Source organism: Bradyrhizobium sp. 132 (assembly GCF_023074185.1).
Taxonomy (GTDB): domain Bacteria; phylum Pseudomonadota; class Alphaproteobacteria; order Rhizobiales; family Xanthobacteraceae; genus Bradyrhizobium.
On record NZ_JADPKY010000099.1, the window covers coordinates 19,995 to 46,659 of the forward strand.

Here is a 26,665-nt window from a genome sequence, read left to right on the forward strand (position 1 = left end):
CTTTTCCTCGCGGGGCAAAGGCGAAGCCGACCACGCCTACCGACATCCGGAACATTTCAGATCGAGCGTATTATCGGGAAGAGCCTCACGGCTCCGCAGCCCAACGACCGATTCTTTGCAAGGCCAGGCGATCTTCCGAGCCGAATCGATGTGACGGACGAGACAGAGGTTGTGATCTTCGACGCTTGGACGGCCTCTCGCATGCGGCTCATCTCCTACGATCCGGCCTCACATATGCTTTTGCTCTCGGGAAAGTTTGCAGGCCACGGCACTCACCATGACATGACTGCGGGACTGCCTTATCTCATCGAAAACTTCAAAGACGGATCGATTGGCGAGAAAACCTGGCAATGCGATGCCCATAAGCGTGAGATCAGATATCGGCCAGCGAGCGGTGAATCTCTCGAGTCGGACGAAGTTATCGTCCCTTATCTAGCAAAACTTGTTTCGTTCGAAGGGCGCAATGGGCAGAATGTCCACGATATTCACTTCAAAGATGTCTACTTTGAGATGACGGCTTGGTATCTGCCGGTCGATGGTTGGGCCGCCATGCAGGCAGAAGTTGGCCTGCCTGGCGCAATCGAGCTGCGAAATGCTAACGGGATCACATTTTCGCGTTTCGCCCTAGTTCACACAGGTGCAAGCGGAATTCGCGTTCGTGAGAACTGCTTCGACATCAAGATCACCGGCGGTGAACTGCGGGACCTTGGTGGGACGGGAATAGCGGTGGGATCAGAGCAGCGCAGGCCCGCACCGGGAACTCCCTGGAGTGCGAATGAGATGAGCTCGGCCCGGACAAACTATGTGACGATATCCGACAATCTGATCGCATCGGTTGGGCGTATCCAATGGGCGGCAGTTGGCGTATGGATCGGCCAAGCAGACCACATTCTTGTAGAGCGGAATGAGATACGCGATCTCTATTACAGCGGAATCTCCGTAGGCTGGACTTGGGAATACGGCCCGAGCTTGAGTCACGACAATAGGATCATCGGGAATATCATCTCCAATTTCGGGCAAGGCGTCCTTTCGGATATGGGCGGCATATACACCCTTGGCAGACAACCGAATTCTGTCGTTGAAGGCAACATCATCAATAACGGCAGAGCTCGAATCTACGGTGGCCACGGCCTCTATGCTGATGCGGGTACCGCAGGATTCATTTTTCGGAACAATGTTGTGACCGGGGTTTCGCACGCGGGCATCCACATCCACTACGGCACGGACCTACTGTTCGAGACCAACTTTCTCTTCGACTATCGCGAAGCCGGAATTAGGTGCACAAATCCATCCCAAGGTAGGTCGGTTGTGTTCCGAAGCAATCTGCTGCAATCCGAAAGCGCACCACCATTTCTAGGTATGTGCAAAGACCTGTCGTATATATTTGAGAGCAACCAAATATTTGAAAATAGTACAGGGTTGCGGCAATCCAACCTTCCACAAGACGTTCGCGGGCCTATTGATCAAATCCGGGCTCGAGCAGGTCGCCTCTCAGACATCCGCCTAACAAAAGAAATGCGCCGCGGCCCCGACAACGTTCCTTAGATTTAGATTCCGGCAGGATGATTTAAGATGACCTTCGACCTTTTTGCTCTTCGCGTCCGGAAACTGAGCCACGCATTACGGGTCCCGCGGTTTCGGCACGCGCTGAGGCTGGGCGTGTTGGCTGCCGTCGAGCAAGCCTCTGGGTTACGGCACCTGAAGCCCGATCTTGTGTTGGATGTAGGAGCAAACCGAGGTCAGTTTGCCCTCCTCGCGCGCCACCTTTGGCCTCGCGCGCGTATCGCATCATTTGAGCCATTGCCTGGCGCAGGTGCTATTTGCCGATCGGTCATGGCAGGCGATGAAGCCTTCACTCTTTTTGAGGTTGCGGTGGCGAGCACGACCGGCACATCGGGCATGAACGTAACGAGCGAGGATGATTCCTCATCTCTCCTTCCACTGGGCCAGGAGCACCAGCGGCTATACGGCTCAAAGGTTTCAGCGAGAATCGAGGTGAGAACTGGACGAATAGTCGAATTCATCGCGCCCAGCAGCTGCCCGAAATCATGTTTGATGAAGATTGATACGCAAGGCTTCGAACTTGAGGTACTCAAGGGAAGCGAAGAACTTTTGCCAAGCATATCCCACATTTACGCGGAACTCTCATTTGTAGAGCTATACGCTGGGCAGCCTCTTGCATCTGAGGTCATCAGCTATCTTCATACAAAAGGCTACGGGCTGACCGGAGTATTCAACGTCGCTGTTGAAGGTGTCGGAAGGCCAGTTCAGGCGGACATGCTTTTCGTGCGCCGCGTGGATGCATAGCGAGCACCCCGATGCGCGATGCAAATCTACCAACGGTCGTGGTCGTCGGAGCGCTCCCCCCGCCGATTCACGGCCAAGCTGCGGTCAACGCTGCCGTCGCAGAACGCTTAAAAAGCTTACCGGTGTCTTTAGCGGTCGTGAATACTTCGCCCGGCAGTACCGAGAAGAGTATCAGCTATCATCTAAAGCGCGTGTCTGGAGTTTTGCGCGCTGTAAAGGAACTCGCTACTCGGAGAGTCGCCCGAACTAAGACACTGTACATGCCGTTTCAAGCAGGCAACGGCATCGTATATAACTTCTTCTTAGCGTTGATTTCACACCTGACGGGCTTTCGCATTGTACTTCACCATCATTCGTCAGCGCATACATCGCATCGTCAGATATTCTTTGCGCTTCTTGCGCGTTTGTGCGGCCGCCGGACAATCCACGTCGCGCTTTCTGCCGCGATGGCACACGACCTCGAAGAACATTACGGCCTTTCAGGCCAAACTGTTGTCGGCAGCAACGCGTGTCACATCAAAGTCCCAACTACTGCTTCAACAGCAAAATCTCCGGACGTCCTGACCGTTGGTCTCCTCGCTAATCTGAATGCCGAAAAGGGATTGGCGCTTGCGATAGACGCGGTAATTATCGCCCGTTCGCAAGGTGCAGCCGTGAAGCTGGTCCTAGCTGGTCCCCTGCAAGGTCCCGACGCCGTGCGAATTGCCGTTCACGCTTCCGGCTCTTTGGGTGAGGCACTTGAGTTGTGGGGTCCTGTATCAGGGTCCCGCAAGGAGGACTTTTTCCAGTGCATTGATATCTTTTTATTCCCCACGATGTACCGGTACGAGGCACAACCCTTGGTGATTTACGAAGCCATGAGCTGCGGCATTCCGGTAATCTCTACTAATGTGGGTTATATTCCAGAGATGCTTGCGAATGTCGGGAAAATCGTGAGCTTGGGCCCAAGTCTGGCTGACAGACTAGCTGCAGAGCTGCTAAATTTCCACGCCAGTGCGCCCCTACTGGTGAGCGCGTCAGCCGACTCCAAACGTGAGTTCGATAGAATAGCAAAGATCAGCCATCAAGAATTCGGCTGGCTGTGCGAAATGCTTGTTGGGAGCCAAGAAGATTCCGTCAGCGGATCTGGTACTTGAAAAACCTTACGTTCTTCATTGTCCCAATAATCACTTCTGTGCGCATGTATGGCCGAAGGTCAATAGGAGCACATCTATCGGAATTAAAGTAGCAGGTTTTTAGCTTCAGCGGTCGTGGGCAGTTGTTCTTGATACTTATGATGTGGTCATACACGTCCGGCTCAACGATGTGAGCTCGCGCCACTGCATAAGTATCGAAACACAACCGGCCCAGCGCATCTCGGACATTTGGTGCATTCAAGGACGATTCGGCGGGCCCTTGAAGGGTCAACTTCGGGCCGGTTTGCGAAGTCGAGTTTGGAGTTGTCTGGCAAAAAGCCGGTCCTGCAAAGTTCAAAACCGCAGCAAACACGAAAGTTGTAATCCGAAATTTTCTATCTTGCAGAGTCATCGCCAAGGCCGGTCCTCTGCGTCAATCCCAGGAATTATTGCCTTGTAGCCCTCATTGGACAACTGCTTTGCCAAGCTTTGACGCGAAGCGATGTCCACCGCCGCCAAGCTACCCAGCAATTGATCCCGATTGGTCCAACCAACCCTCGTCAGGTTGAAAGCAGCAGCTTCGATGAAGTCGGATCCAACCATATGGGCGAATTCCGTTACGGTTCGTCGTTTTTGTGGCTCGCCCAACAGCCGAAAAATGGAAAGCGCAAGACGATTTCGCCGCAGGGCGACCCAACCCTCATGCGGACCGGTCGCGTAGGATTGGTCAAGGTAAGCGATCTTTTCGATACCAAAGCCCGCCCGCGCGATTTCGATCGAGTAAAACATAAGCCACAAAAAGGAGTCCCCCGGATTCAGCTCCAGCGACATGCGCAACCTTTCCACGGCCTCGATCACCTGGCGGTCTGCTTCCTCTGGCGATCCCTTTCCAATCGTTTCCTCGGCAACGCCGAGGCCAAGAAGGGCCTGTGCTCGCCTGAATGAGGCTTGCTCGACTGCCCGCTCCGGTTCGTGCTCCCTCCTCGCGAACTCCTCGCCTAGCACGCCCGGCTTAAAACGTTGATCGGCGATAATTCGTTCGGTGACCTCCCGAGCCGACGTCGCAGAGCGGAAAATCGGCAGGACGGTGACGGACCACCACATCCCGGCAAGTCCAAGCAAAAGGAACGCAAGTCGCACGCTATTCCACATAACCATAGCGGGCATAGTATTTCTGATAGTAATAGCGGCCCTGATAGGATTCATAGCGAGCCAGAGCCTTGGTATCGGCCTTGTTCAGGACCACGCCAAGTAGCTTGTCCTGAATCTCTGGCGAGCCGCGCAGATTGTGCCTGACCACGTCGATCTTGGTCATGCCCCACTCCACCACAAACACATAGGAATCGACGAAGGAGGAGGTGACGCGCACGTCGACCACCGGGGCCATCGGCGGCATGTCCAGCACCACGTAATCAAATTTCGAGCGAAGCTGGGTGACCAGCGCGTGCATCGCTTTCGAGGCCAGGATCTCGTTGGTGTGCAGCAGCTTCGAGGTGGTGCCCGCCGGCAGGATCGACAGCTTGGTCTGGGGATCGACGACCAGCGCGTCCTCGAGCTGGGCCTTTTGCGCGACGACATCGACCAGGCCGATCTTCGCATCAGGCACCAGCGCGCGCGACAGCGAAGGGTTGCGCAAATCGGCATCGACCAGAATGACCCGCGCGCCGCCATGCGCCATCAGCTGGGCGAGGTTGGTCGAGAGCGTGCTCTTGCCCTCGTTCGGCAGGGTCGAGGTGGTCGCGAGCACGCGGTTCTCGCGTACGATCGAGTTGAGGTCGACCGCCACCTTCACCGAGCGCACGGCTTCCGCGAAGCGAGACAGCGGGTTGTCGACGACATAGCGCAAAAGATCAGGCTGCGGATTGCCCTTGCCGGCGCGCTTGCCACCTAGCATCTTTTCGCCGAGCCCCGGCCCGGAGGTCGCCGCGCCGAGCGCCGGCAGGATCGCGATGCAGTTGGCGCCCAGGACGTCCTCGACCTGGCCGGTGGTACGGAACACCTTGTCGGTGAGCTCGCGCGCCAGCGCCGCGCCGAAGGCCAGCATCAGCCCGCCGAACAGGCTCGCCGCCAGGATGATCAGCGACTTCGGGTAGCTCTTGACCAGCGGCGTCGTCGCAGCGCTGATCACCCGCGCCTCGGTGATCGGGAAGGATTGCTGCTGAACCGATTCCATATAGCGCTGCAGGAAATTGTCGTACATCGCCTGGTAGGACTGCGCGCTGCTCTCGAGCTCGCGGAGCTGCACCTGCGCCTGGTTGGTAAGCTGGGATTCTGACACAGCGGTCGCAAGGCTCGCCTTGATACTTTCCTCGCGCGTCACCGCGATGTCGTAATCACTCTTGTAGGACTCCTGGATACGCTTCAGCTCCGCGTTGATATTCTTCTTGATCTCCGCCATCTGGCTACGCAGGTTCACAGCGGCAAGGTGATCGTGGCCGTACTTCGCCGCCCAGATCGACTCCTTGGAGGCCATGTCGACATATTGCGCGCGCAGCTTGACGATGGTGTCGTTCTTCAGCGCGTCAGCGACGTTGGCGTCCGGGACGTCCTGCTTCTGGATGTCGTTCATGCGGTCGAGCCGTGCCCTGGCCTCGGCGGTCGACGCATGCGCCAGGATGAGTTGGCTGTTGACCTCGGCGAGCTGCTGCTCGTTCATCAGCCGCCCGCCGGTATCGACGATGTTGTTGGCGGTCTTGAAATCGACAACCGCCCGTTGCGCGGCGGAGGCCTGGGTGCGCAGCTCCTTGATGCGGTCCTGGAGCCAGACGCTGGCGCGGCGCGTCGCCTGGTACTTGGCCTCGAGCTGGTCGACGATATAGGCGTCCGCGATCGCATTGGCGATCTGGGCGGCCTTCCGCGGATCCTTCGAGGTGTAGCCGATCTCCATCACATAGGTGAGGCCGAGCCGCTTGATCGTGCGGTTCTTCTCGAAACGCTCAAGCGCCTTGCGCGTCTGCTCGAATTCGGACGATGCATGCCCGTCGGAGAAAAGCCCGCCGGCGAAATCGAGGACCGCGCCGAGCACGCCGCCGCCGGAGCCGGTGAACTCGGGATCATCGATCAAATGCAGGTCGCGGATCACCGCGAGACTGATATTTTCAGATTTCAGGATCTCTACCTGGGTTTCAATGGTAGCCGAATCGACCGCGATATCGCCGAGCACCGACTGCTGCTGGAACAGCTGCACCTTGCGGGTGTCGATCGCCATCGCGGCGGTGGAGGTGAATTGCGGCGCGGCGGTGAAGAGATAGAGTAGCGCCAGGATCACGCAGGCCGAGACGATCGCGACGATGGTCGGAAACTGCCGGCGGACGATGTCGACATAGGAGGTGAGCGTCTGGGCCGGCGAATTTTCGGCCTCGGAATAGCCGCGGTTGATCTCCGACGAGGGCTTATTCACCTGCAGCATTGTGCAATTCCCAAAAGCAATCCGTTAAATACACAAGGATTGGAAGTCCGGCGTCGCGGGCTCGGCGTTTCGCAAAGCGCTCGCACAAGAATGAGACCGCACGCCAGAATAGCACGGCCTCAGTGCAACCAGAATCGATTTGATGCAGCGCAATGCGCCAAGCCCCTGCCAATTCACATGAAGCTTAACGGCCGAAATGCAAAACGGCGCGATGAAGCGCCGCCTTGACTGGATCGCGAATGAGGCAGCCTGGAGGCTCTGGCCTCCGGGCAAATACGGTCAGCGCGTGCTGATGCGGTTGGCGGCGTTGGTGGTGCCGCTCACGCCGCCCGAGGCGCCGCCACTGACCTGCGTCGCGTAGTGCAGGCCGCCGAACGTGCTGGTGGTGCCGCCCTGTCCGCCGTTCGCAAAACCGCCCGCTCCCGTGGGGCCGCCCGCGCCGGAGCCGCCGCCGCCCGCGCCACCGCCGGCCGCCGCGATCGCGACGTCGCCGGTTGCGGCCTGGTAGGCTGCGATCACGTCGGGGTTGTTGGTGCCGGCGATCGCCGCCTGGATCTCAGTGGCGAAAGCCTGGTCGCTCGCCGCGGCCATGCGGGCAACCTGGGCGAGGCCGGCGGTGATCGCGCGGATCTGGTCCTTGGTGGTCGCGGGGTCCTTGAGGAGCGCGATCAGGGCCGGAAGCGTGGTGGGATCAGACGCGCCGAGGTCGCGCACGCGCGAGATCAGCTGCGCACCGGCCGGATATTGCTGCAACAGGCTGCCCGGCGTCGCCTTGAACTCCGAAATGACCTGCGGCGGCAGCTGCCGCTGCGGCGGATAAACGGCTGCGCTGGCGGCGCTTGAGATGGTCGCGGCGAGAGCCGTGGCCGCGGCCAGACGAAGCGCAAAGTTAACAAACCCCATAAATTCCTCCTGAAATCAGCTACCCGTAGCTTCGGGCAAATGATGCGTGCAGCGCGAAACTAGCGGAACAACCCCCGGCTGTCCACTCGTACTGAAAACTTCGTTAAGGCAGCAACTGCTTCAAAAATAGACAGTTTCGGTGAAGCTCAGACGTGCGTGGGGACGGGTTTTTCGGCCGCAATGGTCCGCTTGGCTTGCTGGCCTTTTACAGCCTCAGGCACAACGTTCGGGCGAGCCTCACGGATGCGGAACGACTGCGCCAGGCCGGCGCCGAAAAGCGCAAAGAACGGAATGGAATAGCCGGGGATCTGCAGCGTGAAGTCCAGGCAGGAATGCAGCAGCGACAGGCTCGCGGTCGCCGCCGCCGCCAGCGGGATGATGGCATCGCGCCGCCGGGCGAACACGCCGCGTCCCAGGATAACGAACATCATCGCCCATGCCGCCGCCACCAAAAGCGCCATTGGGATGCCGACGTCGGAGGCGAGCTCCAGCGGCGTGGAATGCGCGATATCCCAGATTCCTCGAATCGAGATGTTGGGGCTGCGGTAGGGCGGGAAGGCCCATTGGAAGGTGCCCATGCCGGTGCCGAACCAGGGATTGTCGGCGATGATTCGCAGCGTGGACTTCCAGGCCTCGATGCGGCCCTCGTCGACCAGCCCCTGGCTGTCGAACCGGCTGGAGACCCGGCCGCCGAGCAGCTGCATCAGGCCGAGCGCCACCACGACGCCGGAGCCGAGCGAAATCCAGATTCCGGTCCGCGGCGGCAGGTCCTTGCGCAGGAATATGGTGACGGCGACGATCATCGCCAGCAGCGACAGGCTGACGCCGGCGCGCGAGCCGGTCATGAACATCGCCATCAGGCAGATCAAGAGCGCTCCGAGCTGCGGCAGGATCGCGCGCGGCGGGATCTCGGCGACATCGCGCCAAACGCGCTTCCACTCCATGTGCCGCTCAGGCAAGCGCCGGCGGACATCCGCCAGGATCAAGAGCATCCAGATCACCGCGCAGGAGCCGAAATAGGCCGCCGCCGTGTTGCGGTTGATGAAGGTGCCGGTGACGCTGCCCATATAAGCCGTCTTGTCGCGCCACAGGATCATGGTGGGCTCGATCAGGAACGAGGCGACACCATAGAGCGCGTAGAGCGCGCCCGAGACGGCGATGACCCAAAGCAGACGCCGGGCGCGCTCACGCTCCGCGCCGACGGTGATGCCGAGCAGGATCGCCAGAATGTTCGCAAGCGGCGCGCCCAATGCGAAGAACGCCTCGTTCTTGACGATGGACGCCGACGGCGCAATCGGCACGCCCAGGAGGTCGGACGCCTGCTTCCAGATCGGATTGAACGGCGCGATCCAAGGATGATCGGACAGCTGCTCATGCAGCACGAAGGCATATCCCGCCACGATCACCCCGATGCCCGCGATGATCCAGAGCTGGGGACGGCGCAAGTCGCGGGTGGGCGCCACCATCAAGGCGAGGCCCAGACACAGGCACCAGAACGCAATCGACAGGTCGTTGGTCGAGCCGAACGGGAACGGCGCGCCAGCCGCGACGAAGTACAGGATGAAGGCGGCCGGAATACTCCAGGACCAGCGGATGTTGGGAAGCCGAAGTCGCATCGTCGTCAATGGCGGCCCAATCTTAAAAGAAGCAATCGATCGGATAGATCCTCAGATCCACGTTCAGGCGGCTGTTTCGGGTCTGCGCCCGAAAGCCGTAGAACAGACCAAAATTATCACTCCCCTGATCGAGCTTTATTCCAGGTGTCAATTCATCGGGCGGGACCAGGAGTCCGACATGGCGGTTCATGCCGGAGATCTCGATCCGCCCATCCCCCTCGCCGAAATGGCCGCCAAGCTGGGTCACCGTGACCTTGGGCATGCCCCGGCGCTGATGGCAGACCTCCTCCTCCCATAGCTTGGTCTGCTGGACCAGCGGTTTGTCTGATTTATCGGGGACGACGATATCCGCGAAAGACGGGTGCAGCATCCCGAAGAACTTGCTCTCCTTGGAGTTCGCCGAAAGCCGGACCGTGAACGAGAGCTCCCCCTTGGCCCAACGCAGGCGCTGCAAGATCGGCGCATCTGGTTCGGCCGAGACCACCACGTCGATCCGATGGCGGACGCCGAGCTGCTGAGTTTGGCCAGCAGCCTCCCCGAGCGGCGCTGCTCCCGCGAGAACAAGCCCTAGAGAGTACCAGAACGCTTGCCTTCCAAACCGCATGAGCCCTCGCGACACTGCGGGGGTGACCGATGACCGGCGCCCCCTGCTCAGTGGTGCATTGATCCATAGCCGAAAACAGTACCGCCGCGATCGCTAAACGAAAATGGCACCGGGACAAAGCCCGGTGCCATCGGTTTTGGTGGATCAACTTGGCTTGTTACGGCGCCAACTTGATGTTGTTGCGGAAGATCAGGGCGTTGTTGCCGAGATTCACAGCATCGTTGCCGGTCGCCATGATCACACGCAGGTAGGTCAGGAACTTGGCGACTTCGACGTTGCGCGAGTTCGATACGTAAATGATGTCCTGGTTCTTCATCATCACCTTGGTGGCGAGGAAGAAGCCGCCCGGATCGCGGAAGTTCACGTTGAAGATGACCGGGATCGTCTCGCTTGTGTACCTGCTGACATCGATGCCGAGCTGGGCAGCAACCTCACGCGGCTCACGGCGATACAGGTAGACGGAAGCCGGATCGGCCTGACCATCCAGAAGACCGCCGGCCTTGCCGACAGCTTCGCCGAGGTTGATGCGCCAAGCATCGAAGTTAAACTCGCCGCTCTGCCCGCTGGCGCCGAACGCCAGGAACTTCTGCTGTTCGCGATAGACGTAGATGCTGTCGTCCGGACGAACATAAATGTTGTTCTCAGGCGCCATCACGAGATTCTCGAACGGCACGGTGGCGCGCCTGCCGCCACGCTCCAGCATGACCCAGGTCTCGAAGCCCTGGCCCTTGATTCCGCCTGCGCGGGTAATCGCGTCAAGCACCTTGTCCTTCGCACCCGCGGCGCTCGCCGGATAACGCGCCGGCGTGTTGACTTCGCCAAGCACGCTGATGAGCTGGGTCCGCTGCGAGGACATCGCAACCACAACCTGCGGCTCGATGGCGCGGTTGGCGATCTTTTCAACGATTGCGCGCTGGATTTGGACCGACGTAAGGCCCGCGGCCTTGACCTGACCGGCATAGGGCACGGTGATGAAGCCGTCGTTGTCGACCGATTGATCGGGGATGGTCACGAAGTTACCCGGACGGACGCCGGCCTCCGCCGGGATGAACAGACCACCCGCTGCGGCTTCGAAGATGGTGACGGCGACGACGTCGCCGATCCCGAACACGATGCTGGCCGGGGGGCGCTTGTCCGTGAACGCCCCTGCAAGCCCTTTGGGCTCATGGGTGTGCAGAATGTTCACCGTGGCCGGGTTGAGCGGCACGAGCTCGTAGGCCGGCGCGCTTTCCGTCTGAATGTGGTTGTTGACGTCGTCGGTTAACGGCCCTGAGCCGGGATTGGTCGAGCAGGCGCCAAGCGCCAGAGCCACGGCTAAAAACGCCGGCTTCAATATATAGGTCTTAGCAAAGGAATGCATCAACGCGCCCCGATCGTCCCGAATTACCCCAAAGTGGTACGGTCTAGCGTGCGGGGCGACAAGGGTTCCAAGGCAAAACCGATGGTTAACGGCGCAATGAGTCAGCCAGTGTTGCGCCCGCGCCACTACTTCGGAACCCCGCTAACCCTTTGTGACTGTTTGTCGTATTTCGTGTGCCCGATCGGCAGACAAACCCTCAACCGGTGGGCGAGGCGTTCTCACCCCCGCGTGTCTTTGCTAATCCTGCGGCTGTCTCATGAGGAGTTCCGGCCTTGCTCTTGTCGCTTCTTTCCCTTGCTCTGACAGGATGGTTGCTCGCCGGACCGGGATACGAACCCCCGCGCCTGGGCCGCCCCTCCGTTGAGATCGCGGCCTCCTCCTCTTTTTGGAAATTCAGCCGGACCCAGGGCCCCAAGGGGGGCGAGAGCTTCGCTGCCATCACCAAGACCGCCGAGACGATGCAATCCGACCCGGATTTCGCCGGCCTGATCGTCCGCTGCGCGCCCCATGGCAAGATCGATGTGTTGGTGGCCTTGATCCGGCCCTTCCCGCCCAGAAGCCACCCCAAGGTCACGCTTTCCTCCGCGGCGGGAGGCACCTTGACGTTCGAGGCCAGCATGGCCGCTGCGGGGGCCGCCGTGCTGCTGCCTGACGAGGTCTCCGCCTTTGCCGCCGGCAAGTGGCATACGGCGCCCACGCTTTCCGTATTGGTCAAAGAGCGCGACAGCGAAATCAAAGGCGTGGTGGCTTTGAACGGGCTCCGCGAAGCCTACAATTCGCTGCTGGCGAATTGCGGCCAATAGGCCCAATTTAGCCATACATCTTAAGGCTCTTTTTAGGGTGCGGAACCTAAGGTCCGGAGCACGGAGTGTTTCGGATGACCGAGCTTTTGATTTTCAGCTTTCTCGTGGGCGCAGTTCTGGGCCAACGCTTTCGCGTCCTGGTGCTCCTGCCGCTGACCTTTGTCATGCTGCTCGCTGCGATCCCGGTCGGCTGGATGGCCAATCTGAGCTTCCTCGAAGGCCTGAAGGATGTGGTGCTCGCAGCCATTGTGCTGCAGGCGGGATATCTGTTTGGCTCGGCCGCCCGCCTTGTCATCGCAGGCAGTCGTGCCGCCCGCGTGTTCGCACGCCCGGTTAAAAGCGCCCGCTGACCCTAGTCCGCGTCCCGAGCTCCCCTTTGAGGTTCATTGCGAGACGTCTCATTTGCACGCGAGCTTGTGTGCATATGACGGTATCCGCCGGTCTCCCTTCTTGAGAGCAGGCCGCTGTTTGAAATCCGATCGACCGCTTGTATGGTGACCTGAGCTGTTCAGGATTCCTTTCGAGCGGGCCGTTTGTCCTTCGCCTATTTTACCCTCATCGTTGCCGTTGTTTCTGCTTCCGCTCTCGAAATGGCCGGCGCCAAGTTTGGCGCACAGCTCGGGATGATGGCGGCAGGGCTCGGGTTATTGACAGCGTCTCTTAACGCGCGGAAAGCTGACCGCGATCACTATGAGCGTGGCACGGCCTGGGTTCGCTGGATCTTCATCGCGATCCCGCTGTGTATTGCGATCCAGTTGCTTCCGGTCTGGCTTGCGCTCGCCCACCCGATCTGGACCAGCACCCATGACGCTTTGGGCGGCTTGCGGTGCGGCTATATCACGGCCGATCTAGGTCTGACGTTGAAGGCGCTATTCCTTGCGCTTGCCGCCATCTCCTTGATCAGTGTTGCGATCCTGGTCGCCCGGAACCGCAGCCGCGCCGAACTGGTCCTGTTTGTCCTAAGCGGCGTGACCAGCATTGCGGCCTTGCTTCTGGATATTCGCCGCAGCTCGCCCGCGGGGAGCACACCGCCCGACCTCGCAACGACCTTCGCCGGCTTCGGCCTTCTGCTTAATCTAGCGGTGATGCAGCTTGCCGCGGAACGCGCCGAGACACGTCATGCCGTTGCTCGCTCGGTGGCGATCGGCCTCTGTGGCCTGGTCGGAGCTCTGGTCTCGGGCGCCGCGATCTTTGGCCTCTCAGGTACCAACAGCGCGATCGCCGGGGGCTTTGGTGTGGTGGTGGTCTTGCTCGTTCTAACCGTTCGCAGGTTGGACTTGTCTGCCCTTGCTGCCGCCGCGCTGACCATAGTCGCTTTGATAGGAGCGGGCATTATCCTGATCTTCCTCTTCGAAAAGAGCTCCGGACCAATCCTGTTGCGGCTTGTTGGCGATGTCCCGGCTGAAACGAAAGCCGCGCTTGAGCGGATGCTGGCCGACACACGATGGTTCGGTTCGGGTGCAGGGACGTTTGTGGGTTTGGGGCGGATCTATCAAACCGATGCAGGGGCGGCATTGGCCGCGCCCTCCGCGGCCGCTGCGATCTATTCGGATATGGGGTGGATCGGTCTTGCTGGCGCGGTGATCGTTGCCCTGACGCTTGTGGTGCGCCTGGTCCTCGCCGCCGTGCAGCGCGGCCGCGATTCGTTTTTCCCTGCGGCGTCGGCGGCCTGTCTGCTCTTTGCGCTGGTCGAGAGTTTCACCGGTCCGGGACTGCTGCACCCATCAGCAATCCTTTGCCTTGCGGTGATCGTGGGACTGGGATTGTCCCAGAGCGTCAGCCAGTCCTCACGGTAGACGCGCCGGTCATCAGGCGTTGCGATCGCCGCCAAGTGAGGCCCAGTAGTTCGGATTCTTGGGCATCTGGATGCGGACCCAGCGATAGGATTTCTTCGACCAGGGCAGGATATGCCCGGTGAGATTGTCCAGCACGAGATCGCCGGAGAACGTGCGCACCACGACCACGAGATGATGCTCACCCCAGGTCGTTACGACCTCGCTGAGCAACACCGAGCGCGCTGGGAAGCCCTTGGCGATCAGATCGTGACGTTTTGTCACGGCGTAATCGTTGCAGTCGCCGCTCGCAGGATGCAGCAGCCACTTCTCGCCGCGCAGCCCTTCCGAATTGGGCTCGGGTCGGATCGCGCTATTGGCCCGCTGATTGACCTCCTGAAGCAGAGCCAGCCGCTCGGCCGTGAGCTTTAGACGACCGCCCCTGAACACGATTTGCCGCGGTCGCGGCTTACACTCGCCCTCGTACTTCAGGCAAAAGATCGTGAACGCCATCGGCGCCAAGGTCGGCTGGTCGAACTTGATGTACTGGATGGCGCCGCGCAACGCCAACGGCGCACCAACAAAGGCGGCCTCGGCCTTGTGCTGGCCCGCAGTCAATAGAGCGGCGGCAACCGCCAGGAACTTTAAGATTTTGCGCATGTCGCGCTCCCCATTCTTGTTGGGGAAACGCTACGCGAGACGTCTTGAAATCCGGCTCAAATGCCGAGCCATTTTTTAGTCAAAACGGTCGCAACTCCGTCAGAAACAATTAAGAATACCGATACGTAATCTGTTCTGCTATGAGCGATCATGACGTCCATTCATGACGCCCGACGCGATTCGACCAGCTGATGGGCCTTTCCAAGCGCTTTCGTAAGAACGTCAAGCCTCGGCTTCCCGACGGCGTGAGGATCTATGCCATTGGCGATGTGCATGGACGCGCCGATTTGCTTCAATCCCTCTTAACCGTCATTGACGCCGACCTTGCCCGATCCAACCCCGGGCGCGCCATCCAGGTCTTTCTCGGCGACTATGTCGACCGCGGCCCGGACTCGCGCGCCGTGCTTGATATCCTGATCGAACGCTCGAAGTCGCACGAAACGGTTTGCCTCAAAGGCAACCACGAGGTGTTCCTGCTCGAGGTGCTGAGGGATCCAGCACGCCTTCAGGAGTGGCGCCACTATGGCGGCCTGCTCACGCTGGTCTCGTACGGCATCTCGCCAACCATGAATCCATCGGCAGAACAACAGGTCGAGCTGATCGAGGGATTGAAGCGCGCGATGCCGCCCGAGCATCTCGCCTTCTTGGAGAAGCTGCCTTCATCGTTTACCTGCGGCGACTTCTTTTTTGTTCATGCCGGCGTCAAGCCCGGCGTTGCGCTCGACCGTCAAAAAGATGAGGATCTGCTTTGGATCCGCGAGGAATTCCTGGAGTCCGAAAGACGTTTTGGAAAATACATCGTGCACGGTCATACCCCGGTGAGCGCGCCCGATATCCGCCCCAACCGCATCAATATCGACACCGGCGCTTACGCGACCGGCAACTTGACGCTGCTTACGATCCAAGGCGATAGTCTCATGGCAATTTAGGCCTGCCGCCGAAGCCATCTGGCTGGCTGTTGGGCCGCCCCATCGATATCCCAGAATTTTGTCATGAATCGCATTATCTCGCTTCGGATCATCGGCGTCGGAATCGCAATGCTCCTGTTCTTTTATGCAGGGCTTGGGTTCTATGGTGACCTTGTGCGGCCGAATTTTCGCGCCAGCGATTTGTTCTCGGTCGAGCTTCCGCCCCAGCAGGCCAATCTGGCTGCTTCCGGTTTTCTGTCGTCACTGTCATGGGATGGCGACTTGCTTGCGAACTATGCCGCGGCGAGGGCCGCGGACATACTTCACCGCCCCGCGATCGATGCGAGCGCCAGGACGCGCGAGAACAAACAGGCCCAAGCTGCGGTGATCACCGCCTTGCAAGTATCGCCGATCAGGCCCGCGCTATGGCTAGCCCTTGGCACGCTGAAGGTACAGTCGGGCGATTCCGCGATCCCCGCGCTGAAAATGTCATACTTGACCGGAGCGGTACCGATCGACGTTGCGTTCTCGCGCATCCAAACTGTCACCTCGGGTGCGGCTGCCAGCGACGAGGAGATCAAACTGCTGGCGCAATCAGATATCCGCGCGGCGCTTGCCAACCGCTCCCGTTACGAGCCGCTCTTGATCGCAGCCTACGTGCAGGCGACGCCGCAGGGCAAGCAGCTCCTGCTGGAGACGACGCAGGTGACCGATCCCAAGTTCAATGAGATCATGCGCCGCTACTGACGTTCGGGGCTTTTGCCAGCCGTGGATTTTTCAATGCGCCGCTTTCGGCGCGATCGGCACGAAATCCTGCTCGCGGCGCGGTTGATCCGGTCGACCCTGGTAGACCAACATGCCCTTTTTGGTCGAGACGATATCGCCTCGCTGCAGGCTGTCGTCGTTGAGGAGGCGTTCGGTCGCGACAAGGTCCGGATCTTCGGGGACCGGCTTATAGAGCTCTGGATGCTCCCGCCGCTCGCGCGAGACCTCTTTGGCTCGTTGCCGCGCGTCGTCGATACGCTGACGCCATTCGTCGCGGCTGACTTCTGGCTCGCTCGACGGAAGATAGTCGTTGAGCGAGCGCTCCGGTTCGGCCTGAGCAAGACACAAGCACGGACAGGTGAGAGCAAAGCCGATTGCACAGGCAACGGTCACGACCGCTCTAGACAGCGCCCCAAGCCGCCTTGCGTAAGCTGGCGAGTGGTGACATCGAGCGGTTCGCACGCTGACGACTCCAAAGATAGAGCAACAAGAATGACCCGAGCCGCAAGCTCCTCGTCTCTGCTTCTTCAGTTTATACCCTTGCCAATTGCAAGAAGCCAATTCGCGGGCAAGCTTGGTGCTTTAGCTCGCGAGGATTTTGGCCCGTGGTCCGCAACATTGTTTGCTTGGTTCTGGCAATCTGGTTTGGGACGTATTCGGCGACGGCAGGCCCGATCGAATATCCGCAAGTCATCCATCCCAATACGAAGCCGTTGATCAGAAGGCCGGGATCAGAAGGCCGGCGGTCACTTTGTTCTATGGTCGGAGCGGGAAAGAATCTTCTATGGCCTCGACCAAAAGCTGTTTCCAGGAGCCCGGTCTGTCGACATCACCCAGGTCACCCCAAGCGTTGTCCCGATCACGCTGACCTATGTCGAGGTACGGACGGTCGGCAACGCCACCCTCGGACTATTTGTACTTGGCGGGGAATGTCCGCTTCCGCGTCAGCGGAATGAGCCTCAAGTTTAGCAACTTTCCCAGCGGCGGCGGAATGACGCCCAACGGACAATAGCCGGCCAGCTGGAGGCCGCCCTCTCACCTAAGCTCCGCAAGGCCAATATTGCCAGCTGGCTGCATCGCGGCGCAGTGTCGAGTGGCGGCTCAGGCAAGCCCGCTCTGCGCCAAGGAGCGGACGCCGTTTGCTTTGTCAGAGGACGCGGTGAAGCGGATGACGATGATCCCAGCTGCAGCCGAGCGCCTCCAGCGGCTGCGGTCGCCGTGTATGCAGATCCAGAGGCCGTCCAGGGCTACCGCCGGCTGGACGAACCACTGCCTCGGGTTCTGTTGCCGTAATAAGGTCGCGCGTGCCCGCCGCTAATCAGTGGTGCCTGAATCCGGCTCGGGATATTCCTCGTCGCGGTGGTCGGGGAAGGCTGCGAGGGATTGACGATGATCACGTTGCGGTTGGGGGTTGACGGATCATTGACCCCTTGGGCAGCAGCGATACCCGGCACCACAAGAACGAGGGCAGTCAAAACTAATCGTTTCATTGATATCTCCCGAGCAAGAACGCCGGGCAGGCGATCACCGTTCCTTCACGGCTCCGTCAAAGTTCCTTGGGCGTCCTTACCGAGGCACGGTAACCAATTTGCCATCTCTCCAGACGCCCTGAGCTGCCGTTCCGCTCGGTAGCGTGCCTGGCGCCAGGTTCCGAACGGCGGTGGGCCGTGAGGCGCTTTGGGTCGTTGCGGTCTTCTTTGTAGGTGTGGTGACGATGCTGGTGCTCGTCAAATTGGCCTTGTCCCTGACCCCTTGTGCAAAAGAAGGTTGCACCAGAAGAGCCACAAACGTGAGTGCTATGAGACCGTCGCGCATGATCAAAATACCGGAAAGAGGAACTCGTCCAACTGTCACAGCCTTCTGCCTAAAAGCAAGCCCCCGAAGCTGGTCCGACAAGGGCTCTTGCAAGCTGGCGATCAGAGCGGCTTTCGCAGCGATGGGATTTGACGCGGAAAAGCCTAGCAAAACTGCCTATTCCGGGTTACTTGATCGGCCTTGATGACCGACCCCAGCGACACTGCCGCCGGCGCTCCAAATACGCACGCTATCAAGGCCGGGTTTGTGCGTCTACTGTCCGGGCGGATTCGCGACATATCCCGCGACCCGCGGCAGATCCGCGAGATCGTGTACGAGCAGGCCCGCATCAAGCTCCTGGAACAATTCACCCATGGCGACGCACGGGAATCCCGCGAGATCCAGCAAGTGCTGGAACGCGCCATTCGGGAGGTTGAGCTTTCATTTGAACGCGGCGCTCCTGAGCGCGACGCGCTGTCCGCAATGCCGGAGTCGGCGCTAGACGTCGCTTCGCATCAGTCGCCGCTCCGTCCTCCGACTCCCGTTACGAATCTGGCGCCCGTTCAGAAGCTTGCGGAAACATGGCCCGGTTCTGTCGCACCGCCAAGACCGCCCGACCAGTCCTCGCGAAGCGACATCATCAACTCCCTCATCCGATTAGCCGCCATCCTGGTCATCATTGCCGGCGCCAGCGCTGCAGTTACTTATTGGCCGCGGTTGAGGACACAATTCGTCGCATTGTGGCAGTCCGCGACGCTGTCCAAGCGCACCTCGACAAGCTCCGAGCCTCAACCCACCGTCGCTGTGACTCCATCTAGCGGTGAGAACGTCGAACGGACACCGGATCAACCGAAGGAGCCGGCGACGGCTGCGCAACCCTCGATGCCGTTGCCGACAACCTTCGGCGTCTACGCCCTGAGCGACGGCCAGCTCCAGGAGCTCAAGCCGGTCCCGGGAAAGATCCCGGACCGCCGTGTCGCGATCTCAGCCGCAATCAACACGCCGAGCGCGACGACGCTGACAAGCGGAGATGTCAGCTTCATTGTGTTCAGGTCCGACGGTGGTGTCGATGCGACCGGGACCGAGGTTCGGGTGGTCGCAAAAGTCTCCCGAGCGATGGGCGTCGATACAACCGGGAAAGCGGCCATGGTCACCGCCGGCGACACCTGGGTCATTCGCAGCATGTCCTACCCTTACAAAGTAGGTCCGGTCGAGGACCAGCCGAGAATGCTATCGCTGCAGCCGGAGCAGGACGGCTTTACGCTTTCGCCGGGTCGCTACGTCGTGGTGGTCAAAGGTATGGGCTATGACTTCACCGTGGCCGGGACGCCGACTGATCCCAACCAATGCGTCGAACGCATTAATGCAACGAACGGCGCGTTCTACTCACCTTGCCCGCCACGACGTTAAAGCGCGACGGGATTGGATGAATCATCATCGCGTCTCCGTTTATTTATTGGCTTTGTTGTCCTTCGGCGTGTCCGCTGGACCGTCGTCGACCTTGCCATTGTTCGCGACGCATTTGCTGAAATAGTCGCGCCGCTCCTTGGCCGTCCCCTTGCTGCTACCTGCAGCGGGATTGCCGATCTGTTTTGGCGGAAAGGCCTTGATCAATGCAGCATCACATGCGCGCGCCACTTCAACGGTAACGGCCGAAGCCGCTACCGGCGCGGCAAAGGCCAACACAAATGCCAATCCAATCGACTTTTGCAAATTTCCGAGGGGCACCTGGCTCGCTCCTTCAATCCGTCCGAGAACGCTGGTGGGAACCATATCAAAAAGGACAGAGGAGGCCAAACATCAAACAGAGCCGATTGGACCCATGCTTGGATTCACTTCTCGGGCCGCAGAGCAGCCGACCTGAGGAATCTGCCCTGGCTTGGTGCCGCCGAGATCCTGAACCGGGGCACGACGCCGTTGCGGGAACCACCGGTTGCTAGCTGTTGAGCTGCGGCGGCTTGAAATCAGGAAAGCGAGTGAGCATCGCGGCCTTGACGAATTTCAGGTGCGAGATCGTGCTCGCCAGCTCCTTAAGCCGCCGCTGGCCGTTCGAGATATCCGCGGCAAACAGATCCTGATGGTAGTTGTCGAGCGGCTCCCGCTCCAGATATTCATCGGTGCCGTTGCCGAAGGTGACGGACGCACGCGCCAGCGCATCGTCGACGCGCCGGTTGAGGCCGGCCTGCTCCCTTTCCGCCTCCTGCAGGGCGGCATCGAGCGCTGTTATCACCGCATCGATCCGCACGCGATCGGTCGCGGCGTCACGCTCGGTGGAGCGGGCCTTGAAGCCCTTGTCCTCGCGGCGGAGGTTGAGAAGATTGTGTGCGCGTGCCCTCAGGAACAGCTGGAACATTTGGGCCATCCCACTTCTGGCTTTCTAAGCCGCTACCATCGGTCAGACGTAGTTAACAAAGGCTGAATTTTGCTCTGCCCGGCTCTGCGCTATCCACACCCGCCAGGACCCTTCGTGCTTGGAATAAAGCTCAAGCCATCGGATTTCGCCGGTTGCGACGGCCTTTGCGCTCCCATGCTCGATCACCGAATGATCGGCATTCATCGATGGAAGGTCCAGCGCTTCAGATTCCGCGGTCTCGTCGAGCGAAAGGCCGATCAGAACACGATGCCCTTGCCGATCGACAAAATACCTGCGTGGCGCATTGCGCCCTTGATCAATCATTGCGACGGCCCTCACTGAGGATCCAAGGACCTCGAAGATTTTTGAGCCGCCGACTATAGGTACGAACAAAAGCAGTCAAGAGCAGGACGCAAATTGTCATGCCCAGCAACGCAATCAGATACGCCATTTACGCCTACCCCGCAAATCGCGGCAGCTGAACTCTCGCAATCAATTGGTCCATTTCTAAGCGACCGCTCCAAAGCTCACAAGGACTGCGACAAATTAACCTAACTGCCCATGGTTATTTCGTGCGCCGCAGTGATCGAGACCAAGTCAGATCGATCCATCGCCGGGATATCGCGCCGGTCCCTGCCATCACGACGGGCGCTGGCTTCGGCCAACGCCCATCGCGGCCGGAGTATAGGGCGCATACAGGCGATACCGCGCTGATCGCTTGCGGGAGCGCCAGGCCCGCACACCGTAACCGCAGCAAAAACCTGCCGCAAAAATCGAAGCCGAAACCAGGATCGCTGCCATTTGGAATATTCCCACGTTTTTCTGGAACGTTCCTCCCTGAGTATTTCAGCTTGTCGTTGTGACGACATCAAGGTCGGCGCCGCTGAAAGTTTTGCCAGACGAAGATGAAGTTTGTGCAACGTGTTGCTTGAAGATTGATCGTTACGTGAGAGAAACGGGCTCAGGCCGCGAGGATAGCTGATGTTGCCCGAACTTGATGCAACGATGATGTCAACCCCGGTTCACCTCAGGGAGTCCAATCCGGGACTGCTTTCGCGCATCGCGCCGTCGCCCTGTCTATGCCTTCAGTGTAGTGACGGACCATCTGTAGTGGATCGGGTTCATCTGCGATCCGCTGGAAGATGTCGCCCGCCACTTACGATCGCGGCTTTGTTAAGCGAAAGCCCCGTGGTTATACGGTGCGGCGCGCCGATTTTTGTCGCGGTAAGGTTGAGCGGTTAGCTTAACCCGCGGAGTTTGTTGCGAAGTCTCACCAATCGCTTATCCATCGCCTCACCGGGCTCCCCAAGCCCGGCCCCACCCAAGCAAAGCCGCCGAGCGAACATGGGTCCGCTTGGCGGCTTTGTCTTTGTGTCGACGAGAGGATGATTTCGGTTATGGCGCGCAAGCCCTGGTCGTTCAAAGAGGACCGCCGGTTGATGGAGTTGGCTAAGTCTTCGACTTCGCTGGAAGAGGCGGCGAAACAGCTCGGGCGCACGCCTGACGCAGTCAAGCGGATGGCCTTGCGGCTTGGTCTTTCGTTGAAGCCGAGGTCAGGCAAGAAGGACTAGCCCCGGGAGCAGGCGATGTTCTTTCGACGGGACCGAGCTGACCTCCACGCTTGGCTCCTCGACTACGTCTTCGCGCCGGGTAGCTGGGTGTCCTGTTCCCTGCTGGTCGCGATCGCGCATTAGCTAATCGTTTAGATTCACCGCCGAGCCGCAAAGCACCGTTAAACCCTATCTTAGCCCCCGCTAGCTAGGATCGAGCCTCTAGCCCTCCTGGATTCCGCCTGGACCGGATGAGATTGCAGCGACCGAACCTCCCGTTTGCGGCGCTCGTGCTTGCGAGCACGTTGACGTTTGCGCTGGCGGGCCATTTCGCTGCTGAGGTCGTCATTGGCCACCAGCAAGCCCATCAGCTCAACGAGTTGACCGAGGTCGTTCTGCGGCGCTCCGAAGCTGCGGTCGATTTTGCCGCTGCCAGCCTGGACGAGCTCGCGAGGCGGGAGCTTGCCAGCTGCGAATCCGGGGCATTGCAGGCTATCCGGCTCCACGTCTACCAGCGCTCTGCGATCAAGGACGTCCGGCTCGTCAATCCGGATGGCTCGGTGATCTGCTCGGCCTATTCAGAGACGCTAGAGTTCGACAAGGGATGGGTGGATCGCCGCGACATGCTGTCTTCCCGCGATAAGAAGCTCATGCTGTTTCGGGTTGAGCAGTTCGGCGGCGACGCATTGGGCGTGCTCAGGGACATCAATGGCAGCTCAGCCCTGGTCGCCATTGTCGGCATCAATGCCAGCCTGTTCGACATCATGCCCACCGAACTGCGCGCGCACAGTGAAGTCGTGCTCGCCTTGAGCAACGGCGAAAAACTCGGCGAATTCCAGACCGACGCCGGCAGCGCCCTGCCGCAACCGATCAGTTTCGAGAGGAATTCCACCCAATTTCCGTTCCATACCACGATCCGGCTCGATCACGCGGTCCTTTCGAGCTGGAACAACGAGGCTTACTGGCCGACCCTCGCTGTTGCCCTTGGACTTGGCGCCATCTTTGGCGTCTTGCTGGCGCGAAGCCGCCGCATGGAAGGACCTGTCGCCGATCTCGATCGGGCACTGGCAGCTGGCGAGTTCACACCATATTATCAGCCGATCTTCGACCTCAGGACCGGTCGGATCAACGGCTGCGAAATCCTGGCTCGCTGGCTGCGCCGAGATGGTTCGGTGGTCCCGCCGATGAACTTCATTCCACTCGCCGAATCCAGTGGACGCATCCAGGCGATGACCTGGCATATCTTGCGATCGGCGCTCGCCGACCTTCAGCCATTGCTGACGGCGGACAAGAATTTCAAGCTGTCCCTGAACGTCGTGCCCAAGCACCTCCTGGATACAGGCTTTGTTGAAACGCTGCGCCGTACGGTCCTGACGGCAAAGGTCTCCGCGCGCCAGATCATGGTCGAAATCACCGAACGCAGCGAGCTTGACGATCTCGCGCGCGCCGCGGCCGTCGTAGCCGAACTGCGGGAGCACGGCTTTCGCGTCGCCATCGACGACGTCGGCGTTGGCCATAGCGGATTGTCCCGACTGAAGGGCCTTGGCGCCACCACTATCAAGATCGACAAGTTCTTCGTGGACACGATCACCGTGGACGCGTCAACGGCAACGATCGTGGAAATGCTGGTAGCGCTCGCGAGGGACCTCAATATGTCCGTGGTCGCAGAAGGCATCGAGACGGAGGAGCAGCTCCGCGCGCTGGTTTCCGCCGGCGTAGAGGAGGGACAAGGTTATCTCGTTGCGGCGCCCCTGCCCTTTGCGAGATTCAGCAACCTGGTCGAGTCCCGTCGCGCGGCGCAGGCAGGCGCGGCGCTCTCCGACGACGCGGCTATGGTGGCCTGACTGTTGCGGAAGCATTTCTGCTTCCCCGACATAATGTTTGGCTTCCAAGCGTCTCCCCTAAACATTCCTGCGCCAGCCGAGGCTCGATGCGGCAGGGAATTTAACGATATTTTCGGCTTTCGAACCAGACGGGCGACCAACCTTGTATGTTGGCGTGATGCGCAGGAACCACCTCTTTGCAGCCGCAAGCATCTGCCTTGCGCTCATCGTCTACGCCACCCTGGCGAGGCTCGCGGGAAGACCCGCGCTCATGGGGCATCACGAGGCCTATTGGGTCGTCGTGATCGAGCGCTTCAGCGCCTATGGGCTGCTCGGATTTCTGCTTTCCTTCCTGCTACCGGGCCGATTCGCTTTGGCCTGCTCTCTGGTCATCACGGTCGCCATGGGGCTGGAGCTCTTGCAAGCGTTCACACCCGACCGGGATCCCGGCTTCCTTGACGTGCTGCAAAAAGCGGCAGGAGGCACCGTCGGGGTTATGCTCGCCCAGATGATCTTGGCGTTCTTGCCCAGACCGCCGTCCTAGCATCGCTCGACAAAGACGACCGGTGAGACGCGCCAGCTGAACTTACTTCGTCATCTGGCCGCGCAACTCACCGCCCGGGTTCGCCGCCGTGTGGATGTTGGCGTACCACCTTCCGGCCAGCAAATCTGCGGCCTGCGCGTCGGTGAGAGTGGCGCTGCCTTGGATGGGGCTCTGCACCGTCTTGAACGGCAGCACGATTCCGGCGTTCTTGCCCGCCTCCACGGGACCGTGGAAATGAGCTCCCAACGCCGGACCCGTCAGGCCAGCATAGGTGACCGCATAAGTCAGAGTTTTCGCCTCGGTATCGTAGGTCGCTTCTGCCTTGCCCGAGCCGGACGAGGTGTTCGGAGGCACCTCATTGCTGCCTTTGAGATCGGCCTGCAGCTTCACGACCTCTGCATTCGCCGATGCGGCCATCGAGATGACCAGCCCACCCAGCATTGCCGTCCCCAACGGTGTCACGCAGACCCGATAAATGGCTTCCCTCATCGCCCCTCCTGCGGGCTCTTTGGCCCGTCGCAGTTGGAACACCGGCCCCAGCCGGAAATTCCGGATGCAGATTTATGCCTGATTCGAGATAACCATCGCAGGAATCTCGGCTCCCGGTCACATAGCCTATCGTGATAGGGGGCAGTGTCCGGCGGTTTAAGCTGCCCCACGCCTGCCGAGGACCTCGTTCGGCACCAGGAGCTCGGCCATCTGGCGATGCGTGGCCTGGAGCGCCTCAATGGCGCTGTCGAGATCAAAATCGGACTCGCGGACAGACGCGAAGAATTTGGCCGTCAGCGCCAGATCGAGTTTGACGCGTGTCGTGCCATCGCGGCTTTTGCGACGATCGAGCGACAAATGGATGGCCCGCATTCGGGCTTCCGCGGGCGTGCACCCACTAAGTGTCGCGAGTTCGCTATATGTCATCCATATTTGTGGCATGGTTCCGTCCGTCTTTTTGCACAAGCAACAATCTAGTTTTCGTGCCTAAAGGTAATGTTGCCGCGTTGCGGTCGCCGACCGCATTTCGCAATGATAGAGTCAACGCTAGGCTAAGACGAAGAACGGCAAGGGTGCCGAAGCTACCACCGGGTTGCATACAGCGAATATCGCTCTATGCTCATCTGATTGATCCACCATCAAAACGAGGGCCGATGGTATTGGGCCAGATCACTTCGATAGCCCTTCCCTGAGTCACGTCATCTCCGGGGGAACCACTCGGTATCCTCTGGTCTTCTCCACCACTTTTGGCCGACGACGTATGGGCCGATTTCGCCGGGAGGCCCCGAATGGCTCACAATTGCGCTGCTCGTGCGTTGTGCGGATTCGCTGCTGGCGAGGGCCGCCTGGATGTTGGTTGAGTTCGCTTTGAGGTACCAGGCATGACCGACAAACCGACCATCCTCGTTACAGGGGGCGCGGGCTATATCGGCTCGCATGCTTGCCGCGCACTGACTGCGGCCGGCTATCAGCCCGTCGTTTATGACAATCTGTCGACAGGTCATCGCAGCTTCGTTGCCGGCCCGCTGGTCATCGGAGATCTGCTCGACGGAGCGGCGCTGGCGCGCGCGTTTGCCGAGCACAAGATCGCGGCAGTGATGCACTTCGCGGCCGCGAGCCTCGTCGGCGAGTCCATGACGGACCCGCAGAAATATTACATCAACAATGTCCAGGGCACGCTGTCGCTGTTGCAGGCTATGCGCAACGCAGGCTGCCAGCGCATCGTGTTCTCCTCGACCGGCGCCGTCTACGGTAACGCAGATTCCAAGGAGCTGCCGGAGGATTTTCCCTGCGCGCCGATCAATCCCTACGGTGCATCGAAATGGATGATCGAGCGCATGCTCGCCGATTACCGATCGGCTTACGGCTTCGGCGCGTTCTGCCTGCGCTATTTCAACGCCAGCGGCGCCGATCCAGCGGGCGGCATCGGCGAGTTGCGTGACAACGAGACCCATCTTATTCCGCGCGCCATGATGGCGCTCCAGGGCCATGCCGACTTCGCTTTGTTCGGCGACGACTACGACACGCCCGACGGCACCGCGATCCGCGACTACATCCACGTTACCGACCTCGCGGCGGCGCATGTCGCGGCGCTGAAGCTGCTGGAAGAAGGGCACGCCGGCAGCAGCTTCAATCTCGGCACCGGGTCCGGATTCTCGGTGCGAGAGATCCTGACTGCGATCAGGCAAGAGACCGGGCGCGAGGTGCCTCACACCGTCAAGCCGCGCCGCGCTGGCGATCCCACCTATCTCGTCGCGGACCCCTCTGCTGCGCGAAAAGTTCTAAACTTCTTGCCGCGTCACTCCGACCTGTCCACCGTGATCCGCACTGCCTGGGCCTGGCACCAGAAGGCCCATCCGCTTAAACAGTCCTGACATGCTTCGGTCGGCC

Annotated in this window: 26 protein-coding genes; 13 read left to right on the top strand and 13 right to left on the bottom strand. The window is 60.1% G+C overall.

Going from position 1 to position 26,665, the window contains the following annotated elements; genetic code table 11:
* Positions 1 to 201 precede the first annotated feature (201 nt).
* From IVA74_RS19450 to IVA74_RS19460, 3 genes are read left to right on the top strand one after another with little or no spacing between them, the layout of a single operon-like run.
* Positions 202 to 1,545 (top strand): right-handed parallel beta-helix repeat-containing protein, encoded by a 1,344-nt coding sequence (locus IVA74_RS19450; RefSeq protein ID WP_247347272.1) that lies wholly within the window; start codon positions 202 to 204, stop codon positions 1,543 to 1,545.
* 27 nt (positions 1,546 to 1,572) lie between these two features.
* A complete protein-coding gene (locus IVA74_RS19455) occupies positions 1,573 to 2,307 on the top strand; it encodes an FkbM family methyltransferase (protein ID WP_247347273.1) in 735 nt (244 codons plus the stop codon).
* A gap of 11 nt (positions 2,308 to 2,318) precedes the next feature.
* Positions 2,319 to 3,443: a glycosyltransferase family 4 protein gene (locus tag IVA74_RS19460; protein ID WP_247347274.1), complete on the top strand. Its 1,125-nt coding sequence runs from the start codon at positions 2,319 to 2,321 to the stop codon at positions 3,441 to 3,443.
* A 387-nt stretch (positions 3,444 to 3,830) separates the two neighbouring features.
* On the opposite strand, the gene IVA74_RS19465 is transcribed toward IVA74_RS19460, so the two are convergent.
* The 6 genes from IVA74_RS19465 to IVA74_RS19490 form a co-directional block, all read right to left on the bottom strand.
* Positions 3,831 to 4,526 (bottom strand): hypothetical protein, encoded by a 696-nt coding sequence (locus IVA74_RS19465; protein WP_247347275.1) that lies wholly within the window; start codon positions 4,524 to 4,526, stop codon positions 3,831 to 3,833.
* A 37-nt stretch (positions 4,527 to 4,563) separates the two neighbouring features.
* The gene (locus IVA74_RS19470; RefSeq protein ID WP_247347276.1) at positions 4,564 to 6,831 is read right to left on the bottom strand and encodes a polysaccharide biosynthesis tyrosine autokinase; all 2,268 of its coding nucleotides are present in this window, start codon (positions 6,829 to 6,831) and stop codon (positions 4,564 to 4,566) included.
* A gap of 279 nt (positions 6,832 to 7,110) precedes the next feature.
* Complete coding sequence (locus IVA74_RS19475; RefSeq protein WP_247347277.1) at positions 7,111 to 7,734, bottom strand: hypothetical protein; 624 nt, start codon at positions 7,732 to 7,734, stop codon at positions 7,111 to 7,113.
* 146 nt (positions 7,735 to 7,880) lie between these two features.
* Entirely contained in the window at positions 7,881 to 9,350 is a 1,470-nt protein-coding gene (locus IVA74_RS19480; protein WP_247347278.1) for an O-antigen ligase family protein, read from the bottom strand.
* Between the two features lie 22 nt (positions 9,351 to 9,372).
* On the bottom strand, positions 9,373 to 9,954 hold the full coding sequence (locus IVA74_RS19485) for a hypothetical protein (RefSeq protein WP_247347279.1): 582 nt from the start codon (positions 9,952 to 9,954) through the stop codon (positions 9,373 to 9,375).
* 157 nt (positions 9,955 to 10,111) lie between these two features.
* Positions 10,112 to 11,314 (bottom strand): polysaccharide biosynthesis/export family protein, encoded by a 1,203-nt coding sequence (locus tag IVA74_RS19490; protein ID WP_247347280.1) that lies wholly within the window; start codon positions 11,312 to 11,314, stop codon positions 10,112 to 10,114.
* Positions 11,315 to 11,586: 272 nt separating this feature from the next.
* On the opposite strand from IVA74_RS19490, the gene IVA74_RS19495 reads away from it, so the two are divergent.
* From IVA74_RS19495 to IVA74_RS19505, 3 genes are all read left to right on the top strand, one after another.
* Complete coding sequence (locus IVA74_RS19495) at positions 11,587 to 12,117, top strand: hypothetical protein (RefSeq protein WP_247347281.1); 531 nt, start codon at positions 11,587 to 11,589, stop codon at positions 12,115 to 12,117.
* A gap of 74 nt (positions 12,118 to 12,191) precedes the next feature.
* A complete protein-coding gene (locus tag IVA74_RS19500) occupies positions 12,192 to 12,467 on the top strand; it encodes a hypothetical protein (RefSeq protein ID WP_247347282.1) in 276 nt (91 codons plus the stop codon).
* Between the two features lie 183 nt (positions 12,468 to 12,650).
* Positions 12,651 to 13,913: a hypothetical protein gene (locus tag IVA74_RS19505; RefSeq protein WP_247347283.1), complete on the top strand. Its 1,263-nt coding sequence runs from the start codon at positions 12,651 to 12,653 to the stop codon at positions 13,911 to 13,913.
* A gap of 12 nt (positions 13,914 to 13,925) precedes the next feature.
* Here IVA74_RS19505 and IVA74_RS19510 read toward each other — a convergent pair whose 3' ends face one another.
* Entirely contained in the window at positions 13,926 to 14,549 is a 624-nt protein-coding gene (locus tag IVA74_RS19510; protein WP_247347284.1) for a transglutaminase-like cysteine peptidase, read from the bottom strand.
* A gap of 191 nt (positions 14,550 to 14,740) precedes the next feature.
* Between IVA74_RS19510 and IVA74_RS19515 the strand changes: the two genes are divergently transcribed.
* Together IVA74_RS19515 and IVA74_RS19520 are read left to right on the top strand one after the other, a co-directional pair.
* On the top strand, positions 14,741 to 15,478 hold the full coding sequence (locus IVA74_RS19515) for a metallophosphoesterase family protein (RefSeq protein ID WP_247347285.1): 738 nt from the start codon (positions 14,741 to 14,743) through the stop codon (positions 15,476 to 15,478).
* 63 nt (positions 15,479 to 15,541) lie between these two features.
* Positions 15,542 to 16,204 (top strand): hypothetical protein, encoded by a 663-nt coding sequence (locus tag IVA74_RS19520; RefSeq protein WP_247347286.1) that lies wholly within the window; start codon positions 15,542 to 15,544, stop codon positions 16,202 to 16,204.
* 30 nt (positions 16,205 to 16,234) lie between these two features.
* Here the strand turns inward: IVA74_RS19520 and IVA74_RS19525 are convergent, their stop codons facing one another.
* Positions 16,235 to 16,615 (bottom strand): hypothetical protein, encoded by a 381-nt coding sequence (locus IVA74_RS19525; protein ID WP_247347287.1) that lies wholly within the window; start codon positions 16,613 to 16,615, stop codon positions 16,235 to 16,237.
* A 1,605-nt stretch (positions 16,616 to 18,220) separates the two neighbouring features.
* Between IVA74_RS19525 and IVA74_RS19530 the strand changes: the two genes are divergently transcribed.
* A complete protein-coding gene (locus tag IVA74_RS19530; protein WP_247347470.1) occupies positions 18,221 to 19,426 on the top strand; it encodes a hypothetical protein in 1,206 nt (401 codons plus the stop codon).
* Between the two features lie 39 nt (positions 19,427 to 19,465).
* Here the strand turns inward: IVA74_RS19530 and IVA74_RS19535 are convergent, their stop codons facing one another.
* The 3 genes from IVA74_RS19535 to IVA74_RS19545 form a co-directional block, all read right to left on the bottom strand.
* The gene (locus IVA74_RS19535; RefSeq protein ID WP_247347288.1) at positions 19,466 to 19,744 is read right to left on the bottom strand and encodes a hypothetical protein; all 279 of its coding nucleotides are present in this window, start codon (positions 19,742 to 19,744) and stop codon (positions 19,466 to 19,468) included.
* A 208-nt stretch (positions 19,745 to 19,952) separates the two neighbouring features.
* Entirely contained in the window at positions 19,953 to 20,369 is a 417-nt protein-coding gene (locus tag IVA74_RS19540; RefSeq protein ID WP_247347289.1) for a hypothetical protein, read from the bottom strand.
* 42 nt (positions 20,370 to 20,411) lie between these two features.
* The gene (locus IVA74_RS19545) at positions 20,412 to 20,693 is read right to left on the bottom strand and encodes a hypothetical protein (protein WP_247347290.1); all 282 of its coding nucleotides are present in this window, start codon (positions 20,691 to 20,693) and stop codon (positions 20,412 to 20,414) included.
* 1,073 nt (positions 20,694 to 21,766) lie between these two features.
* Between IVA74_RS19545 and IVA74_RS19550 the strand changes: the two genes are divergently transcribed.
* The 3 genes from IVA74_RS19550 to IVA74_RS19560 all read left to right on the top strand — a co-directional run bounded on the left by IVA74_RS19550 (position 21,767) and on the right by IVA74_RS19560 (position 24,286).
* Positions 21,767 to 21,940: a hypothetical protein gene (locus tag IVA74_RS19550; RefSeq protein WP_247347291.1), complete on the top strand. Its 174-nt coding sequence runs from the start codon at positions 21,767 to 21,769 to the stop codon at positions 21,938 to 21,940.
* Positions 21,941 to 22,170: 230 nt separating this feature from the next.
* Entirely contained in the window at positions 22,171 to 23,763 is a 1,593-nt protein-coding gene (locus tag IVA74_RS19555) for an EAL domain-containing protein (RefSeq protein WP_247347292.1), read from the top strand.
* A 157-nt stretch (positions 23,764 to 23,920) separates the two neighbouring features.
* Entirely contained in the window at positions 23,921 to 24,286 is a 366-nt protein-coding gene (locus IVA74_RS19560; protein ID WP_345946813.1) for a VanZ family protein, read from the top strand.
* 42 nt (positions 24,287 to 24,328) lie between these two features.
* Here IVA74_RS19560 and IVA74_RS19565 read toward each other — a convergent pair whose 3' ends face one another.
* Together IVA74_RS19565 and IVA74_RS19570 are read right to left on the bottom strand one after the other, a co-directional pair.
* Complete coding sequence (locus IVA74_RS19565) at positions 24,329 to 24,775, bottom strand: CHRD domain-containing protein (RefSeq protein ID WP_247347298.1); 447 nt, start codon at positions 24,773 to 24,775, stop codon at positions 24,329 to 24,331.
* Positions 24,776 to 24,931: 156 nt separating this feature from the next.
* Positions 24,932 to 25,147, bottom strand: a complete 216-nt coding sequence (locus IVA74_RS19570; protein WP_247347300.1) for a hypothetical protein — start codon at positions 25,145 to 25,147, stop codon at positions 24,932 to 24,934.
* A gap of 509 nt (positions 25,148 to 25,656) precedes the next feature.
* Between IVA74_RS19570 and galE the strand changes: the two genes are divergently transcribed.
* Positions 25,657 to 26,649, top strand: a complete 993-nt coding sequence (galE, locus tag IVA74_RS19575) for a UDP-glucose 4-epimerase GalE (RefSeq protein WP_247347302.1) — start codon at positions 25,657 to 25,659, stop codon at positions 26,647 to 26,649.
* The last annotated feature ends 16 nt before the right edge of the window (positions 26,650 to 26,665 follow it).

Coding starts and splice junctions, on each gene's coding strand:
- IVA74_RS19485 (WP_247347279.1), bottom strand. CDS start 9,954: ATGCGGTTTGGAAGGCAAGCGTTCTGGTACTCTCTAGGGCTTGTTCTC.
- IVA74_RS19515 (WP_247347285.1), top strand. CDS start 14,741: ATGGGCCTTTCCAAGCGCTTTCGTAAGAACGTCAAGCCTCGGCTTCCC.
- IVA74_RS19465 (WP_247347275.1), bottom strand. CDS start 4,526: ATGTGGTGGTCCGTCACCGTCCTGCCGATTTTCCGCTCTGCGACGTCG.
- IVA74_RS19550 (WP_247347291.1), top strand. CDS start 21,767: ATGGCGCGCAAGCCCTGGTCGTTCAAAGAGGACCGCCGGTTGATGGAG.
- IVA74_RS19470 (WP_247347276.1), bottom strand. CDS start 6,831: ATGCTGCAGGTGAATAAGCCCTCGTCGGAGATCAACCGCGGCTATTCC.
- IVA74_RS19560 (WP_345946813.1), top strand. CDS start 23,921: ATGCGCAGGAACCACCTCTTTGCAGCCGCAAGCATCTGCCTTGCGCTC.
- IVA74_RS19545 (WP_247347290.1), bottom strand. CDS start 20,693: ATGATTGATCAAGGGCGCAATGCGCCACGCAGGTATTTTGTCGATCGG.
- IVA74_RS19460 (WP_247347274.1), top strand. CDS start 2,319: ATGCGCGATGCAAATCTACCAACGGTCGTGGTCGTCGGAGCGCTCCCC.
- IVA74_RS19555 (WP_247347292.1), top strand. CDS start 22,171: ATGAGATTGCAGCGACCGAACCTCCCGTTTGCGGCGCTCGTGCTTGCG.
- IVA74_RS19450 (WP_247347272.1), top strand. CDS start 202: ATGCGGCTCATCTCCTACGATCCGGCCTCACATATGCTTTTGCTCTCG.
- galE (WP_247347302.1), top strand. CDS start 25,657: ATGACCGACAAACCGACCATCCTCGTTACAGGGGGCGCGGGCTATATC.
- IVA74_RS19530 (WP_247347470.1), top strand. CDS start 18,221: ATGACCGACCCCAGCGACACTGCCGCCGGCGCTCCAAATACGCACGCT.
- IVA74_RS19565 (WP_247347298.1), bottom strand. CDS start 24,775: ATGAGGGAAGCCATTTATCGGGTCTGCGTGACACCGTTGGGGACGGCA.
- IVA74_RS19475 (WP_247347277.1), bottom strand. CDS start 7,734: ATGGGGTTTGTTAACTTTGCGCTTCGTCTGGCCGCGGCCACGGCTCTC.
- IVA74_RS19540 (WP_247347289.1), bottom strand. CDS start 20,369: ATGTTCCAGCTGTTCCTGAGGGCACGCGCACACAATCTTCTCAACCTC.
- IVA74_RS19500 (WP_247347282.1), top strand. CDS start 12,192: ATGACCGAGCTTTTGATTTTCAGCTTTCTCGTGGGCGCAGTTCTGGGC.
- IVA74_RS19570 (WP_247347300.1), bottom strand. CDS start 25,147: ATGCGGGCCATCCATTTGTCGCTCGATCGTCGCAAAAGCCGCGATGGC.
- IVA74_RS19520 (WP_247347286.1), top strand. CDS start 15,542: ATGAATCGCATTATCTCGCTTCGGATCATCGGCGTCGGAATCGCAATG.
- IVA74_RS19480 (WP_247347278.1), bottom strand. CDS start 9,350: ATGCGACTTCGGCTTCCCAACATCCGCTGGTCCTGGAGTATTCCGGCC.
- IVA74_RS19455 (WP_247347273.1), top strand. CDS start 1,573: ATGACCTTCGACCTTTTTGCTCTTCGCGTCCGGAAACTGAGCCACGCA.
- IVA74_RS19490 (WP_247347280.1), bottom strand. CDS start 11,314: ATGCATTCCTTTGCTAAGACCTATATATTGAAGCCGGCGTTTTTAGCC.
- IVA74_RS19510 (WP_247347284.1), bottom strand. CDS start 14,549: ATGCGCAAAATCTTAAAGTTCCTGGCGGTTGCCGCCGCTCTATTGACT.